General features: G+C 63.3%; 14 protein-coding genes. 5 read left to right on the top strand and 9 right to left on the bottom strand.

Features of this window, described 5'->3' with window-relative positions; genetic code table 11:
* Nucleotides 1-107: 107 nt before the first annotated feature.
* Nucleotides 108-1,574 carry a MocR-like pyridoxine biosynthesis transcription factor PdxR gene (gene pdxR, locus WCL58_RS07770; protein WP_084827341.1) on the top strand — a complete coding sequence of 489 codons (1,467 nt, stop codon included), beginning with the start codon at nt 108-110 and terminating at the stop codon, nt 1,572-1,574.
* On the opposite strand, the gene WCL58_RS07765 is transcribed toward pdxR (WCL58_RS07770), so the two are convergent.
* The 4 genes from WCL58_RS07765 to WCL58_RS07750 are packed head-to-tail and all read right to left on the bottom strand — an operon-like array spanning nt 1,571 to nt 5,225.
* Nucleotides 1,571-2,071 carry a protein disulfide oxidoreductase gene (locus WCL58_RS07765; protein ID WP_084827340.1) on the bottom strand — a complete coding sequence of 167 codons (501 nt, stop codon included), beginning with the start codon at nt 2,069-2,071 and terminating at the stop codon, nt 1,571-1,573. The two genes, pdxR (WCL58_RS07770) and WCL58_RS07765, sit on opposite strands and share 4 nt — an antisense overlap.
* Nucleotides 2,064-2,780, bottom strand: coding sequence for a DsbA family protein (locus WCL58_RS07760; protein WP_038876482.1), 717 nt, complete (start codon nt 2,778-2,780; stop codon nt 2,064-2,066). Before WCL58_RS07760 ends, WCL58_RS07765 begins: the two co-directional genes overlap by 8 nt.
* Nucleotides 2,777-4,813 (bottom strand): protein-disulfide reductase DsbD family protein, encoded by a 2,037-nt coding sequence (locus WCL58_RS07755; protein WP_336850824.1) that lies wholly within the window; start codon nt 4,811-4,813, stop codon nt 2,777-2,779. Before WCL58_RS07755 ends, WCL58_RS07760 begins: the two co-directional genes overlap by 4 nt.
* A gap of 49 nt (nt 4,814-4,862) precedes the next feature.
* Complete coding sequence (locus WCL58_RS07750) at nt 4,863-5,225, bottom strand: hypothetical protein (protein ID WP_047730175.1); 363 nt, start codon at nt 5,223-5,225, stop codon at nt 4,863-4,865.
* A 205-nt stretch (nt 5,226-5,430) separates the two neighbouring features.
* Between WCL58_RS07750 and flk the strand changes: the two genes are divergently transcribed.
* On the top strand, nt 5,431-6,459 hold the full coding sequence (gene flk / locus WCL58_RS07745; protein WP_089186249.1) for a flagella biosynthesis regulator Flk: 1,029 nt from the start codon (nt 5,431-5,433) through the stop codon (nt 6,457-6,459).
* 4 nt (nt 6,460-6,463) lie between these two features.
* Here the strand turns inward: flk and WCL58_RS07740 are convergent, their stop codons facing one another.
* A complete protein-coding gene (locus WCL58_RS07740) occupies nt 6,464-6,919 on the bottom strand; it encodes a rhodanese-like domain-containing protein (protein ID WP_089186250.1) in 456 nt (151 codons plus the stop codon).
* 93 nt (nt 6,920-7,012) lie between these two features.
* Here WCL58_RS07740 and pdxR (WCL58_RS07735) point away from each other — a divergent pair, with 93 nt between their 5' ends.
* Nucleotides 7,013-8,446, top strand: a complete 1,434-nt coding sequence (pdxR, locus tag WCL58_RS07735; protein ID WP_197779466.1) for a MocR-like pyridoxine biosynthesis transcription factor PdxR — start codon at nt 7,013-7,015, stop codon at nt 8,444-8,446.
* Between the two features lie 27 nt (nt 8,447-8,473).
* Here pdxR (WCL58_RS07735) and WCL58_RS07730 read toward each other — a convergent pair whose 3' ends face one another.
* Nucleotides 8,474-9,370, bottom strand: a complete 897-nt coding sequence (locus WCL58_RS07730) for an endonuclease/exonuclease/phosphatase family protein (protein ID WP_142110291.1) — start codon at nt 9,368-9,370, stop codon at nt 8,474-8,476.
* A gap of 217 nt (nt 9,371-9,587) precedes the next feature.
* Between WCL58_RS07730 and pepT the strand changes: the two genes are divergently transcribed.
* The gene (pepT, locus tag WCL58_RS07725) at nt 9,588-10,835 is read left to right on the top strand and encodes a peptidase T (protein WP_084827334.1); all 1,248 of its coding nucleotides are present in this window, start codon (nt 9,588-9,590) and stop codon (nt 10,833-10,835) included.
* Here the strand turns inward: pepT and WCL58_RS07720 are convergent.
* Nucleotides 10,832-11,944, bottom strand: coding sequence for an SLC13 family permease (locus WCL58_RS07720; protein WP_336850822.1), 1,113 nt, complete (start codon nt 11,942-11,944; stop codon nt 10,832-10,834). The two genes, pepT and WCL58_RS07720, sit on opposite strands and share 4 nt — an antisense overlap.
* A gap of 154 nt (nt 11,945-12,098) precedes the next feature.
* Between WCL58_RS07720 and apbE the strand changes: the two genes are divergently transcribed.
* The gene (gene apbE / locus WCL58_RS07715) at nt 12,099-13,130 is read left to right on the top strand and encodes an FAD:protein FMN transferase ApbE (protein ID WP_070915272.1); all 1,032 of its coding nucleotides are present in this window, start codon (nt 12,099-12,101) and stop codon (nt 13,128-13,130) included.
* Between the two features lie 63 nt (nt 13,131-13,193).
* Here the strand turns inward: apbE and WCL58_RS07710 are convergent, their stop codons facing one another.
* Nucleotides 13,194-13,415 (bottom strand): hypothetical protein, encoded by a 222-nt coding sequence (locus WCL58_RS07710; RefSeq protein WP_004936201.1) that lies wholly within the window; start codon nt 13,413-13,415, stop codon nt 13,194-13,196.
* 212 nt (nt 13,416-13,627) lie between these two features.
* Nucleotides 13,628-14,848, bottom strand: coding sequence for a beta-ketoacyl-ACP synthase I (gene fabB / locus WCL58_RS07705; protein WP_016926857.1), 1,221 nt, complete (start codon nt 14,846-14,848; stop codon nt 13,628-13,630).
* Nucleotides 14,849-14,908: the final 60 nt, after the last annotated feature.

Genomic DNA, 14,908 nt, shown 5'->3' with positions numbered 1-14,908 from the left:
ACTATAGCCACTTTACGGCGTTGTCATGCAGGCCACTTTTCTGCGCTTGAAGCCCTGTTGACATGGGGTATAGTAAAAATCACTCTCCATAACCGGGCCAATTTCGCATGCATATCCCGTTGGATCGCGAGCAGGACGTTCCGCTCTATTTACAGATCGAAGAAGCGCTGCGGCGCGCCATCCTCACCGGCGTGTTCGTCGATGGCGACAAACTGCCCTCGACGCGCACCCTGGCGGCCGAACTGGCGGTCAGCCGTTTAACGGTGGATAACGCCTACGCCGAACTGGCGGCCAAGGGCTTTTTGCATCAGCGGCGCGGCAGCGGCGCCTATGTCGCGCACCCGCAGGCGCAGGCGCGCCCGGCCCGGCCGAGCAGCGATGCCCCATTCCCACTGGAGAGCTTCACCACCCTCACCTCGCGGCTGGACGGCTACGCCGACGCCCCGCTGCCGGAGGGGCTGATCAACTTCGCCGCCGGCGTCGGCAGCCCTAAGGTGTTTCCGCTGGAGGCGTTTCGCAAAGTGCTGCTGTCGGTGCTCAGCCGCCATGCGGAAGAGGCCTTCAGCTACGGGGAATACTGCGGCTACTACCCGCTGCGCGATACGCTGAGCCGCATTCTCAGCGCGCAGGGCATCCCCACGCAGGCGGAACAGGTGCTGATCACCAACGGCTCGCAGCACGCCATCAGTCTGGTGGTGCAAAGCCTGCTGGCGCCGGGCGATACAGTGATCGTCGAAGAGCCGACCTACGCCGAAGCGCTGGGCCTGCTGCGCCAGCACCGCATCAATATCGTCACCGTACCGGGCGACCGCCACGGCATGCGGGTGGATTTGTTGCCGGAGTTGTTGGAACGCCACCGCCCCAAACTGATCTACACCATCCCCAATTTCCACAACCCGACCGGCCGCTGCCTGAGCGAGGCGCGGCGGCGACGCCTGCTGACTGTCGCCCAACAGGCCGGCGTGGTGATCCTGGAGGACGACTTCGTCGGCGATCTGCGTTATCAAGGCAAACAGCTGCCGTCGCTGCGCGCGCTGGCGCAGCCGGGCGCGGTGATCTACGTCAGCACCTTCTCCAAAATGCTGCTGCCCAGCATGCGCATCGGCTATCTGGTGGCGGACAGCGAACACTATCAGCGTTTCGCCAGGCTGAAACACGTCGACAGCTTCACCAGTTCCAGCCTGATCCAGCGGGCGCTGGACGCGTTCGTCACCGTCGGCCGTTACGACAAGCAACTGCGGCGCGCCGGGCGCGTCTACCGCCGCCATCTGGAGGTGATGATTGATGCCTTGCAACGGCGGCTGCCGCCGGGGTGCCGCTTCGAAACGCCGCAGGGGGGCTTATTTATCTGGCTGACGCTGCCGGCGACGGTGACCACCACCGAACTGATGCCGGTCGCCTGGCGGCACGGCGTAACCTTCGCACGCGGCGAATGCTTTTATGCGCAGGAACAGCTGGGCGCGCACGGCCTGCGGCTGAACTTCGCCGCCAACTCGCCGCCGCAGATTGAAGAAGGTATCGCCCGGCTGTGCCGGGCGATTGAGGAGGTGATAACGGAGAAAAGCGCCGGTTAGACGGCGGCCCACCACAGCCGCAGCTTCATCCCCCAGTAGCTGGTCCAGCCGGTGGTGCTCTGCACCACCTTGCCCTGCGAGACCACCACGAAGGTCGGCGTCACGCCAATCTGCCACTGCGCCGAGAGCGTACCGGCCGGATCGTTGACCACCGGCAGCGCCAGCCGTTTGCGCGCCAGCCAGTGTTTCACCTGGGTATCGTCGCCCGAGCGCAGCGCGACGGTCAGCACGTTGCCGCCCGCCGCCTGCAAACGGGCGACGTCCGGCGTAGTGAAGCGGCAGACGCCACACCAGCTGGCCCAGAAGTAAACCAGCAGCGGCCGCTCATGGCTGAGCTGCGCCAACGACACGCGCTCGCCGTCCAGCATGGTCAGGGTCTGAGCATCGAAGGCCGGCGGCGCCTGCGGCGCGTTCAGCCAATCCATCACCGTCACCACCGCCAGCGCGATCAGCGCCAGCAGCAGCAACTCGCGCCCCCAGCGCTTGAGCTTAGCCATGGTTGGCCTTCGCCAGCTGCTGCTTCACCATCGCTTCCAGCTCTTCATACGACACCGCCCCCGGCAGCATCCGATCGCCGATCAGCGTCGCCGGCGTCCCCTGCACGCCCAGTTGTTCCGCCAGCTCCATATTGGTGCGCAGCGTGGTCATGCTCTGTTCGCTGGGCGCCACCGCCTTGACGCCGGTTTTCTCTTGCGCGGCGGCGATGCTGGCGTTGTCGTGGAAGCCCTTTTTCGCCATCAGCCGCTGGTGCAGGGCCCAGAATTGATCCGGGTGCTGTTGCCAGGTGGTGAGCGCCACGCGCGCCGAACTGACCGAGCTTTCGCCCTTGAACGGCAGCAGCTTCACCACCAGCGCCACGTCCGGGTATTGCTTGACGATCTTCTCCAGCATCGGATCAAAACGCTTGCAGTACGGGCAGTTATAGTCGGTAAAGGTCACCAGCGTCAGTTTGGCGTTGGCGGCGCCGAGGCGCGGGCTGGCCGGATCCTGGTACAACGTTTTGGCGTTCTGCTTGATAGCCTGGCTGATTTGCTGGCCGGCGGTTTGCTGCTGCCAGGCGTCCACCGCCTGCGCCAGAATGTCCGGGTTGGACACCAGCGTTTCGCGGATCATCTCTTTGATACGCGCCTCTTGTGCCGGGGTGAAAGGCTCGGCGGCCCACACCGGGGCGGCGATAATCATCAGTAAAATCAGTAGCTTTTTCATTGTTCGGTTCCTTTGGCATGGGAAAGCGTTTGCAGCACGGCGTCACGGGTCAACAGCGGGGATAACACCTCGCCGTCCGGGCTGCCGGGGCCATAGATTTGGTTGAAAGGCACGGCGACGCTGCCGCGCTTTTGCAGGAAGGCGCTGATGTCGGCCGACGGGCGGCTCCAGTCGCCGCGCAGCGCAACCACGTCGTCGGCGCTCAGCGCGCGCTGTACGTCATCGCGCAGCAGCACATTGAATTTATTGGCTTTACAGGTCACGCACCAGTCTGCGGTCACGTCGACGAACACCCGCTTATGCTGGGCCAGCGCCTCGGTAATCGCTTGCTCGCTCAGCGGTTGCCACTGCACCCGATCCTGCAACGGCTGGCGCCACAGGCCGGCGGTCAGCGATCCGGCCAGCAAGGCCACGCCCGCCAGCACCAACGTGCCCGCCGCCAGCTTGGCCGCCAACCGTGCGCCCTGCTGACGCCACACCGCCAGCAGCAACGCCAGCAGCGCCAACGCTCCCAGCCACAGCGTGGCCTGCACGCCGATATGATTGCTCAGCAGGCTCAGCAGCCACAGCGACGACGCCAGCATCAGCAACCCCATCGCCAGCTTGACGGTATTCATCCAGCGACCGGGGCGCGGCAAGCGCAGCGCCAGCGATGGCCAGGCGGCGATCAGCAGCCACGGCAGACTCATGCCAATGCCGAGCGCGATGAACATGCCCCACAGCACCGGCAGCGACGCCGCCAGCGCGAAGGCCACCGCCGTGCCGAGAAACGGCGCCGAGCACGGCGTCGCCAGCAGCGTGGCAAACGCGCCCTGCCAGAAATGGCCGCTCAGACCGTGCCCATTATGGGTCGCCAGCGACGTATTCAGATCGGACGAGAGGCGCAGATGGAACAGGCCAAACAGGTTGGCGCTGAACAGCAGCGTCACCAGCACCATAAAACCGATAAACCATGGATTCTGGAACTGAATGCCCCAGCCGAGCGCATGGTTGCCGAGCCGCAGCAGCGTCATCAGTAAGGCCAACGCCATAAACGAGGCGACGATACCCAACGACGACGCCAGGAACTGCAAACGCACGCTGCGCCGATCGCGCCGTTCCACCTGCAGGATGGAGCCAAGCTTGATGCCCAGCACCGGCAGCACGCACGGCATCAGGTTGAGGATCAACCCGCCCGCCAGCGCCATCAATACCGCCTGCCATAGCGGGAATGCCGCACCGGCGGGCGCGGCCAGCGGATCGCCAATCGGCAGCGTAATCTGCTGCGCCATGCCGCCGTCGTCGATCACCAGCGTCAGCGTTTTGCCGCGCAGATCCGGCGCCGCATCGCCCCAGCCATCGCTGACCGGCACTCGCACCAACAGCTGAGCGCCGTCGGTCTCGACCTGCGGCTTGCCGAGATCGGCATCCGCCAGCGTATCGAAGAACAGCGCGGGCTGCTGCCAGCCGGCGGCGCGTTCGGCGGCGATCTGCAGCTCGCCGTTGCGGTAACCGGCCTTGACGCTCTCCGCCACCCCGGCGGCGATCGGCACCTGTCCCATCGCCTGCGCGAAGTCGTGGTTAAACTGCGGATCGTTCGGCGTCGTCAGATCCAGGCTGAACGGGTAGTCGGTCAGAATGCAGACGTTACTGCAGGTGGATAGCGTCAGGGTGCCCGCCAGCGGGCCGGATATCTGGCCTGACATCACGATCGGCAGCGTGACCCGATCGTGATAGCCCTGGGTGGAAATGCCGGCCACCTCGAAACGCTGCGGCGTCGGCCAGTGCCAGGTCGCCGGCGGCGGGTTGCCCTGCCAGACGATAGCCGGCGCGATGCCGCCTTCGCCTGGGGAACGCCAGTAGGTTTTCCAGCCCTTTTGCAGCTCGACCGACAGTAGCAGGCGGGTCTCCCCCGGCTGTGACGTGTCGGCACGCAGCCGCACCTTGGCATGATCGTTGGCCGGGTTTTGCAGCCAGCCGCTGTCCGCCGCCTGCAAGGCAGGCAGCCACAGCATAAACAGGCAAGCGCAGGCCAGCCTGATAATTTTCAACATGTTAATTCTCCATAAATGATTAATTCACCGCGAAAAACGGGCGATTAACTCATTCACGGAAAACGCATAATCGAAGGTGCACCCTGAGGGTGGGCGGTGAAATGGCGCGAGGAGGAGGAATACGCAGGCGCGCGGCAATGGTCGGCGCCAACAGCGCCAGCAGCAGGCCCAGCCCGAACAGTACGGTTTCGAACATCACCGGCGGCGCGGCCAGCAATGACTTGGCGCTCAGTTCACAGGGCGTCGGCTGCGCTTCGGCGGCGGTGTCACTGGACTGAACGGCGGTGGCGGCCGGGATCCCCAGCGTTTGCTGCAGCGCATGCAGGCCCGCCATGCGCTGGGTCATGCACGTCAGCACCACCAGGCAAGCCAGGCATAAAAACCATTTTGCAATCCGCTGCCGTTTAACCATGCCATCCTCATGTTCGGGTCTGGGGTTATCTTAGCGACGCGGGCGCGATTAGCAACGTTTTGTCGGTAAAGAAATGTCTGAGCGGCGGTATTGATGGCGGCGATTTACAGGTATCATAGCGGGTAAGCCTGCGCTTTTCGCCGGGTACGATGATGATTCTCTCCTCCAGGCATTCTGCGGGGATACACAGCGAAGGACTGGTGATATGCAACCTTTGAGTGGGCCGGGCACCCCAATCGCCGGCGAACGCCCTCCCTCCCCGGGCAAAACGGCGGCCACTGACGATCAACCCCTTTCTCCGGCACAGCGCACGACGCTGGAAAAGCTGATCGTGAAAATCATGACGCTCAGCCCGGCAAAATCGGCGGAGATCTGGGCGACTCTGCGCCACGAGCTCGGCGCCGACAACGGCGGTGAACTGCTGGCGCGCCATTTTCAACCGGCGGAACAGCTGCTGCAAACGCGCCTGACGCAGGCGCAGCAAAACCACGCCGGGCGCCAGCTGTTGCAACAGCTGGCCGAATTGCTGCCGCAGGGCAACAACCGCCAGGCGGTCAGCGACTTTATTCGCCAGCAGTTCGGCCACACGGTACTGAGCCAGCTGAGCCCACCACAGCTGCAGCAGGTGCTGAATCTGTTGCAGACCGGCGGCCTGACCATTCCTCAGCCGCAGCAAACCGCCACCAGCGATCGCCCGCTGCTGCCCGCAGAGCATCAGAGCCTGCAGCAGCAGGTCACCAAACTCAGCGCGGCCACCGGCGAAGCGCCGGCTAAAATCTGGCAAACGCTGTTTGATCTGGCGGGCGTGAAAACCAACGATCCGCTCCCTGCGCGCCACTTCCAGCTGTTAAACCAATTCTTGCAAGTGAAGGTGGCTCTCAGCCCGCAGAGCGCGCCGACGCTGAACAATCTGCTGGCGGCACTCAAGCAGCCGGCGGACGAGCAAGAGCTGCAGCAGATGAACGACTACTGCCAGGCGCGCTTCAACTGCGGTGCCAATGCGCCGCTGACGCATCCGCAAATGAGCGACGCCATTCATCAACTGTTTGCCCGCCGCCTGGAAAAAGCCGGCCAGGCCCAGGCTATCGTCAGCCACCCTGTCGATCCGCAGCCGCTGCTCAACCCGCTGATCGCCGCCCTGCCGCTGCCGCTGCAAAAAGCGCTCAGCAAACCCGCCGTCGCGCTGATCCTGCTGCTGTTGGCGCTGGCGATCGTGCTGGCGCTGGTGTTTTAACGCCTCAGGCGCAGCCGCAGTCCGCAACAGCCGCCCGATCGCGCAACGATCCCGGCTGTTCGCCGATGGCCAACGGATGGCCGTCGCGCAGCCAGAAGTCCAGCCCACCGATCAGCTCCTTCACCCGGAATCCCAGCTTCGCCAGCTTGTAAGCGCCCTTGGTGGAACCGTTGCAACCGATGCCGTCGCAGTAGGTCACATACACTTTTTCGCGATCCAGCTGCGCCGTGCCGGCTTCATCCATCAGGCGATGCGGCAAACTGAGCGCACCGGGAATATGCCCGGCGGCGTACATCGCCTCCGCGCGGGTGTCTATCACTACCACCCCCTCCACGCCATTGCGCAGATCCTCCGCCACGTCCCAGGCATCCGCATAGCGGCTCAGTTTGGCCGCCAGGTAGGCCAGGCTCTCTTCCGGCGCCGCCGGAGGAAAAGCCAGCACTAATGATTCTTTCGACATACCACTCACTCCCGTGTATCAAGACAGATGACAATAGTGCCCCATTTTGGTCTTATGATTGATACCCATTTCCCAACTGTGATAAGACCCATTATGCGGCACTCGCTGGTCACGTTGTTTCAGCAATCGCCCCACACCGCCGGCACGCTGCGCGATCGCCTGTGCGGCGCATTGCGGCAGGCCATCCACCAAGGGGCATTGAGCATTGGGCAACGCCTGCCTTCCAGCCGGGTGCTGGCCAGCGATCTGGGCCTCTCGCGAGTGACCGTCGAAGCGGCCTACGGTCAGTTGGAGGCGGAGGGATACCTGCAGCGCCGCGTCGGCCAGGGCACCTTTGTGGCGATTATCATCGCCAAATCACCGCCGCCGGCGACCGCTGCCGGCATACCGCGCCTTTCGCAGCGCGGCCAACAGATCGTACAAACCGGCGGCTGCCGCGATCCGCAGCAGCCACGGGCGTTTGCCGCCGGTTCGCCGGATCTGCGCGCGTTTCCGCTGGCCTTGTGGAAGCAACTGACCGCACAGCGCCTGCGGCTACAGGGAGAAAGCCTGCTGCGCTACGGCGACCCTCAGGGCTATTTGCCGCTGCGTGAAGCGATTGCCGCCCACGTCAATCAAACGCGCGGCGTGATCTGCGATGCACGGCAGGTTATCGTGCTGACCAGTTCGCAGCAGGCGCTGCAGCTGATCGCCACGCTGCTGCTGGACAGCGGCGACAGCGTCTGGATGGAAGAACCGGGTTACACCGGGGCAAGAAACGCCTTTATCAGCGCCGGAGCCGCCCTGACGCCGGTCGCGGTGGACGGCGACGGCCTGCGCGCTGACCCCTCCTTGCCCGACCCTCGTTTGATTTATCTGACGCCCTCGCACCAATACCCAACCGGCGCAGCGCTCAGCCTGGCACGCCGGTTGGCGCTGCTGGCGCTGGCGGACAGGCAGCAGGCCTGGATCGTCGAGGACGATTACGACAGCGAGTTTCATTACGACGGCCTGCCGATACCGGCGATGCAGGGCCTGGATCGCCGTGGCCGGGTGCTGTACCTCGGCACCTTCTCCAAATCGCTGTTCCCTTCGCTGCGGTTGGCGTACCTGATCGTCCCGCCCACGCTGGTTGACGCGTTCGTCACCGCGCGCACGGTGTATGACGGCCACAGCGCGCAGCTGATGCAGGCGGTCACCGCCGAATTCATCCGCCAGGGGCACTTTGCCGCGCATATCCGCTACATGCGCCAGCTCTACCGTAGCCGGCGCGATGTGTTGCTGGCGGAAGTTCGCGAAAAACTCGGCCACTTCGCCACGCCCGCTCCCGCCGCCGGCGGCCTGCAGCTCAGCGTCTGGCTGCCGCCCGGCCAGGAGGCGGCGCTCAGCCGACAGGCGCAGCGGCTCGGCATCCTCACGCCCCGGCTGACGGCACAATACCAGACGGCGCAGGCGCAGCGCGACGGCTGGCTGCTGGGCTTTTCGGCCCTGACGCCGGGCGAGATCCGCAGCGCCGTCGAGCGGCTGGCGCAGATCGCCGTGGCTTAGCCCGGCCCCAACGGAATGCCGACCGGCTTATTGCTCGGTCAGGCGCATTTCCGCCACCAGCGGCAGGTGGTCGCTCACCGCCGGCCAATGCACGCCGTTCCAGTCGCCGCTGGCGTTCGGTACCGTCAGGCTGTCCAGATGCCAGCGCTGCGCGTTGCCGGTGAAGAGGTAATCCACCTTGATCTCGGCGTTTTCCGCCGGCCAGCTGCGGCCATCCTGCCCGTTAGGCATGATGTCGTTCCAATAGCGGCTCAATTCCAGCCAGGTCACGCTGCCCGGCACATCGTTCATGTCGCCGAACAGCAGCTTGATACCGCGCACTTCTATGGTGCGATCGTTCAGCTCCCGCACCTGATCCAGGCGCATTGTCGGGTCTTCCTTGGTATCGAGGTGGGTGTTGAACAGGGTGATCGGCGCCGGGAACTCCGGCACGTCGACCTTGGCGCTGAAGGCAATGCGCTGTTCGCGCTGGCCGGACGGCAGCGGATAGATCACGGCGTCGTGCAGCGGATACCTGGAGAGAAACGCCAGGCCATATTCACCGCCGTCGAAGTCGATCGCCCGGCCGAACACCGCTTGCATGCCGGTCAGCTTCGCCAGCTCCGCCGCCTGATCGACGCGGCCGCTGCGGGCGGTGAGCTTATCCACCTCTTGCAGCGCCACCACGTCGACGTTCATCGCGCGAATCGCCTTGGCGATGGCGGTCATGTCGCTGACCTTGCCGGCGGCGATATTGAAGCTGGCGACGCGGATCTTCGGCGCCTGTTCCAGTTCGTAGGTTTTGTTTTTCAGGCCGCCCAGCGCGCTGGCCACTTCGCGGCTGTTGGCGTTGCTGTTGGCATGTCCGGTGTCGGCAGAGGACCAGGCGCTGGGAGAGAGGCCAAGGGACAGTATGGTGATAAGCAGAGCGTGACCGGTGTGCATGAATTCTCCTTGAGGAACAGATAAGTGTTATGCGGGCGCTTCCCGGCCCACAGCTAACACCGATTTTGCCGCAGAAACCTGCGACGATTTCCTAGTTTCACCGCTATTTTTTGTTTCTGCGCGATGCTTCGCATTCTGGCGGTTTACGCATTGCATCGTTGGACAAACGGCTGATTTCGTTTTAAAACCGGTAGATTGCCAACCGCGAGGAGTTCCGATGACCAGCCCGATTGCCGAACAGCTCACCGAACGTTTCTTCCGCTACCTGGCGGTGACCAGCCAGAGCGACGCCGCCGCAACCACCCTGCCCAGCACGCCGGGGCAGCATGAGATGGCACAGCTGCTGGCGGAAGAGCTGCGCCGGCTCGGCCTGGCCGACGTGCAGATAGACGACCACGCCACCGTCACCGCCCGCAAGCCCGGCACCCAACCCGGCGCGCCGCGCATCGGCTTCATCACCCATATCGACACCGTGGACGTCGGCCTGTCGCCCGAAATTCGCCCGCAGCGCCTGCGCTTCACCGGCGAAGATTTATGCCTGAACGCCGAGCAAGATATCTGGCTGCGCACCGCCGAGCACCCGGAGATCCTGCCCTACCGGAACGAAGAGATCCTGTTCAGCGACGGCACCAGCGTGCTGGGCGCCGACAACAAGGCGGCGGTCACCGTGGTGATGACGCTGCTGGCCAACCTGACCGCCGCCGATCGCCACGGCGATATCGTAGTGGCGTTCGTGCCGGATGAAGAGATCGGCCTGCGCGGCGCCAAGGCGCTGGATCTGCAGCGTTTCGCCGTCGATTTCGCCTACACCATCGACTGCTGCGAACTGGGTGAAGTGGTTTACGAGAATTTCAACGCGGCGGCGGCGGAGATCCGCATCGAAGGGGTAACCGCCCACCCGATGTCGGCGAAAAACGTGTTAATCAACCCGATACGCATCGCCAACGACATCATCAACCGATTCGACGTGCAGGATACCCCGGAACACACCGACGGGCGCGAGGGCTATTTCTGGTTCACGGATCTGGCCGCCAATGCCAATCAGGCGACGCTGAAGGTGTCGATTCGCGACTTCGATCGCGCCACCTTCGAGGCGCGCAAAACCCGCCTTGAGGAGACGGTGCGTCAGGTGGCGGCCAATTATCCGCGCGCCAACGTCAGCTGCAGCATCAGCGACATCTACAGCAACATCAGCAACGCAATCAGCGAAGATCGGCGCGCCATCGATCTGATCTTTGGCGCCCTTGCCGCCCACGGCATCCCGCCGAAGGTGATCCCGATGCGCGGCGGCACCGACGGCGCGGCGCTCTCGAGCCGCGGCATCCTGACGCCCAATTACTTCACCGGCGCACATAACTTCCACTCGCGCTTCGAGTTTTTACCCGTCAGCGCCTTTGTGAAATCCTACCAGGTAACCCGCAGCATTTGCCTGTTGGCCGCCCGGCAGAGCGGTAATCCGGGCTAGCTCAACAGCCAGCCGACCAGCGCGGCCCACGCCAGCAACGGCAGCGAGTAATAGTGGAAGCGCAACCAGATCTTGCGCTCCCCCGCCATGCGCAGCGCAATCAGGTTGGCGAGCGAGCCGACCGCCAACCCGAAGCCGCCGGCATTGACCGCATAGGCCAACTGCGCGCTGGAGGGCACATAGTTGAGCAGCAAAATGGTGGCCGGCACGTTGCTGACGATCTGCGACAGCCCGACGCCCAGCGCATACACCCCGCCGTCGCTCAGCCCGGCGATAGCGGCAAACGCCGGCTGAAGCGGCGGCAGGCGGGTAAACAGGCCAACATCGATAAACATGGCGGCGAACACGAAAATCAGGCTCCAGTCGATCTGCAACAGCACCCGGCGCGCCAGCAACAAAAAGCCGGCGAACACCGCCAGCAGCCCATACAGCGGCAGACCGATATCCAGGCACAGCAGGAAGGTCGCATACAGCCCCACGCAGCTCAGCAACAGCGGCCGTTGATAGGGGTAGCCCTCGGTATTCGGCGTTTTCACGATGTCGCGCGCCGGGAAGCTGAACCAGGTCAACGCCAACAGGCTCAGCATCATCGCGGCGCCAAACGGCGCCATCTGGCCGATGAAGCCGAGGAAAGAAAGGCCGGAGCGGCTCCACAGCAGGATATTTTGCGGGTTGCCGATCGGCGTCAGCAGCGAACCGGCGTTCACCGCCAGCGCCTGAAAGATGATCAAACGGCCCACCGGCAGCGCCGATAGCTTTTTCAGCGTGATGGTGAGCGGAATGACGATAAACAGCGCCACGTCGTTGGTCAGAAACGACGACAGCAGCGCGGCGGAAAACACCAGGAACAGCGCCAGCCGCCGTTCGCTATGCAGCCGGTTGATAATCTTGCGGCCAACGAAGTCGAAGTAGCCGCTGACCTCGACGCCTTTGGTCAGCAGCATCAGCCCCAACAGGGTAATGAGGGTGCGGCCGTCGATAAACCCGCCCAGCGCCGCCAGCGGCTGCGGATGAAAGGCGAACATCGCCACGCCGGCCAGCAACAGCGCATGCAGGAAACGGTCTTTGACAAAGGGATGGATAAGCCGGGAAATGGCGGTTGCACTCATGGTGGCAGCTTGAAACCTCAGCGAAAAGCATGAGCGAGACGTTAGCTCAGGCGCAGCCGCAACGCCAGCAAAATGCTATTTTACCTTTATCCGCTTTCCATTTGCCGCGCTTTACTTTATTTGTAGCGGCTTTCTCGTTTTCAAAGGACATGTTATGGCTTCCCTGTTCGCCAAAGGGGCGTTGCTCAGCGCCTTATGCGCCCTGCTCGCCGCCTGCGACGATGCCTCCTCCCGCCCGCAAATCGCTATCGACGGCAAGACCATGGGCACCTTCTACAGCGTTAAAGTCAGCGGTGACGTCGCGATCGGCAAGCAAGAACTGCAGCGGCAGATCGACGCGGTGCTCGAACGGGCCAACGACGATATCTCCACCTACCGCGCCGACTCGGTGCTGTCGCAATTTAACCGTAGCGCCAGCCTCGAACCGCAGCCGATCCCGCGCGGCATGGCGGACATCGTGCTGATGGCCCAGCGCATCGGCCGCGATACCGGCGGCGCCATGGACATTACCGTTGGCCCACTGGTGAACCTGTGGGGATTCGGCCCCGACAAGCATCCGGTCAAGGTGCCGGAACAGGCGCAGATCGACGCGGCGAAGCAGCGCATCGGCCTGCAGCACCTGAAGCTTATCAGCGACAATCGCGGGGAGTGGCTGCAAAAAGATCTGCCGGACATGTACGTCGATCTCTCGACGCTGGGCGAAGGCTACGGTGCCGATGAACTGGTGCGCCTGATGAACCGCAACGGCATTACCAACTACCTGGTATCGGTCGGCGGCGCGGTCTCTTCACGCGGCGTCAACGGCCAGGGCAAACCCTGGCGGGTGGCAATCCAAAAGCCAACCGACCGTGAAAACGCGGTGCAGGCGCTGGTGGATCTGCACGGTTACGGCATCAGCACCGCCGGCAGCTACCGCAACTACTTTGAACAAAACGGCCAGCGCTACTCTCATGTCATCGATCCGACCACCGGCAGGCCGATCAACCACCGGCTGGTTTCCGCCACGGTGATCGCCCCCACCGCGCTCGAGGCCGACGGCTGGGATACCGGCCTGATGGTGCTGGGCACGGAGAAAGCGTTGAAACTTGCCGAAGAGAAAGGGCTGGCGGTCTACCTGATCAGCAAAACCGACGACGGCTTTAGCGCCGTGATGACGCCGCAGTTCAAGGCGTTTTTGGTGCAGTGAGATAAAAAAAGCCCGGCACGCAATGGCCGGGCTGGTTGCATGCGCCCGCAGGCGCCGCGCCGATCACTTGGTCAGCGCGATGATGCCGAGGGTCAGACCGGCCACTGCCGCCGCGCCGCCGGCGATCGCGCCCGCGGTTTCCCAGTTATCCTGAGTGGTGCCCTTCATGCAGGTGTTGGTGTGCACCAGACGCCCCTGGTCATCGTAGACCGGAACGCAGGGAGAATCAGTGGCGCATCCGGCCAACACGGCCGACAGTAACCCAACCGCAATTAACTTTTTCATACTTCTTGCCTCAATGTTCGATCACTTTAGAAAGCCACGCCGAGCGATAATCACGCTACCTGGCTATTGTATGCCCAACGCGTGTAATGGCGAGGTAATGATGTGTCAGGGGATGTGATTTGGGAAAACTCCGAGCGCTCGCCCGGCGGGCTTTGAACGGTAAAAAGCCCGCGAAAACGCGGGCTTGATGACGAGATGAAGCTCAGGCGGAATTATTTCGCCAGTTTGCGCATCACCAGGGTGGCGTTGGTGCCGCCGAAGCCGAAGCTGTTGGACATCACGGTGGTCAGCTCGCGCTGAGTCGGCTGAGTCACGATGTTCATGCCGGCCGCCTGCTCATCCAGGGTTTCGATGTTGATGCTCGGCGCGATAAAGCCGTGCTCCAGCATCAGCAGGCTGTAGATCGCTTCCTGCACGCCTGCGGCGCCCAGCGAGTGACCTGTCATCGCCTTGGTGGAGGAGATAGCAGGGGTATTGTCGCCGAACACTTCGCGAATCGCGCCCAGCTCTTTCACGTCGCCTACCGGCGTGGAGGTGCCGTGCACGTTGATGTAGTCGATAGGCGCATCCAGATCCTGCATCGCCATCTTCATGCAGCGTACTGCGCCTTCGCCCGATGGCGCAACCATGTCGGCGCCGTCAGACGTTGCGCCGTAGCCAACGATTTCTGCATAGATGTGCGCACCGCGCGCCAGCGCGTGCTCCAGTTCTTCAACCACGACCATACCGCCGCCGCCGGCGATGACGAAACCGTCACGATCGGCGTCGTAGGTACGGGAGGCTTTTTCCGGCGTGTCGTTGTACTTGGTGGACAGCGCGCCCATCGCGTCGAACTCGCAGGCCATTTCCCAGCACAGCTCTTCGCCGCCGCCGGCGAACACGATGTCCTGTTTGCCCAGCTGAATTTGCTCAACCGCGTTACCGATGCAGTGTGCAGAGGTCGCGCAAGCGGAGCTGATGGAGTAGTTTACGCCGTGGATTTTGAACGGCGTCGCCAGGCAGGCGGAAACGCCGGAAGCCATGGCTTTGGTGACCACGTACGGGCCAACCGCTTTCAGGCCGCGCGGGCTGCGCATCGCATCGGCGCCGAACACCTGGAAGCGCGGAGAACCGCCGCCGGAACCGGCGATCAGGCCCACGCGCGGGTTGTTTTGATACTCTTCTTCCTTCAGGCCGGAAGAAGCGATCGCTTCTTGCATCGCCAGGAAGGCATAGATGGAAGCATCGCTCATGAAACGCACCGCCTTGCGGTCGATCAGGCCGGTCGTGTCGAGCTTAACTTGCCCCCATACGTGACTACGCATGCCGGAATCCTTCAGTTCCTGGGAGAAAGTGATCCCAGAACGTCCTTCCTGCAGGCTCGCCAGGACCTCCTGCTGGTTATTACCAATGCTGGAGACAACTCCCAGGCCAGTAATCACTGCACGTTTCATTCAATACCTCTTCCACTATTTACCTACGGGATTTTGCATCGCACTTTAGCGTACAGATGT

The sequence above is a fragment of the Serratia sp. TMDUHS_CL genome (genome assembly GCF_037137105.1).
GTDB lineage: Bacteria > Pseudomonadota > Gammaproteobacteria > Enterobacterales > Enterobacteriaceae > Serratia > Serratia nevei.
The sequence above is the reverse complement of the archived record's forward strand: the minus strand, read 5'-3'. Positions and strand labels throughout refer to the sequence as shown.

Excerpts from the sequence above, each read along its gene's own strand:
- pepT (WP_084827334.1), top strand. The coding sequence starts at position 9,588 with ATGACCAGCCCGATTGCCGAACAGCTCACCGAACGTTTCTTCCGCTAC.
- WCL58_RS07755 (WP_336850824.1), bottom strand. The coding sequence starts at position 4,813 with ATGTTGAAAATTATCAGGCTGGCCTGCGCTTGCCTGTTTATGCTGTGG.
- WCL58_RS07740 (WP_089186250.1), bottom strand. The coding sequence starts at position 6,919 with ATGTCGAAAGAATCATTAGTGCTGGCTTTTCCTCCGGCGGCGCCGGAA.
- WCL58_RS07730 (WP_142110291.1), bottom strand. The coding sequence starts at position 9,370 with ATGCACACCGGTCACGCTCTGCTTATCACCATACTGTCCCTTGGCCTC.
- fabB (WP_016926857.1), bottom strand. The coding sequence starts at position 14,848 with ATGAAACGTGCAGTGATTACTGGCCTGGGAGTTGTCTCCAGCATTGGT.
- WCL58_RS07710 (WP_004936201.1), bottom strand. The coding sequence starts at position 13,415 with ATGAAAAAGTTAATTGCGGTTGGGTTACTGTCGGCCGTGTTGGCCGGA.
- WCL58_RS07750 (WP_047730175.1), bottom strand. The coding sequence starts at position 5,225 with ATGGTTAAACGGCAGCGGATTGCAAAATGGTTTTTATGCCTGGCTTGC.
- flk (WP_089186249.1), top strand. The coding sequence starts at position 5,431 with ATGCAACCTTTGAGTGGGCCGGGCACCCCAATCGCCGGCGAACGCCCT.
- WCL58_RS07765 (WP_084827340.1), bottom strand. The coding sequence starts at position 2,071 with ATGGCTAAGCTCAAGCGCTGGGGGCGCGAGTTGCTGCTGCTGGCGCTG.
- WCL58_RS07760 (WP_038876482.1), bottom strand. The coding sequence starts at position 2,780 with ATGAAAAAGCTACTGATTTTACTGATGATTATCGCCGCCCCGGTGTGG.
- apbE (WP_070915272.1), top strand. The coding sequence starts at position 12,099 with ATGGCTTCCCTGTTCGCCAAAGGGGCGTTGCTCAGCGCCTTATGCGCC.
- pdxR (WP_084827341.1), top strand. The coding sequence starts at position 108 with ATGCATATCCCGTTGGATCGCGAGCAGGACGTTCCGCTCTATTTACAG.
- WCL58_RS07720 (WP_336850822.1), bottom strand. The coding sequence starts at position 11,944 with ATGAGTGCAACCGCCATTTCCCGGCTTATCCATCCCTTTGTCAAAGAC.
- pdxR (WP_197779466.1), top strand. The coding sequence starts at position 7,013 with ATGCGGCACTCGCTGGTCACGTTGTTTCAGCAATCGCCCCACACCGCC.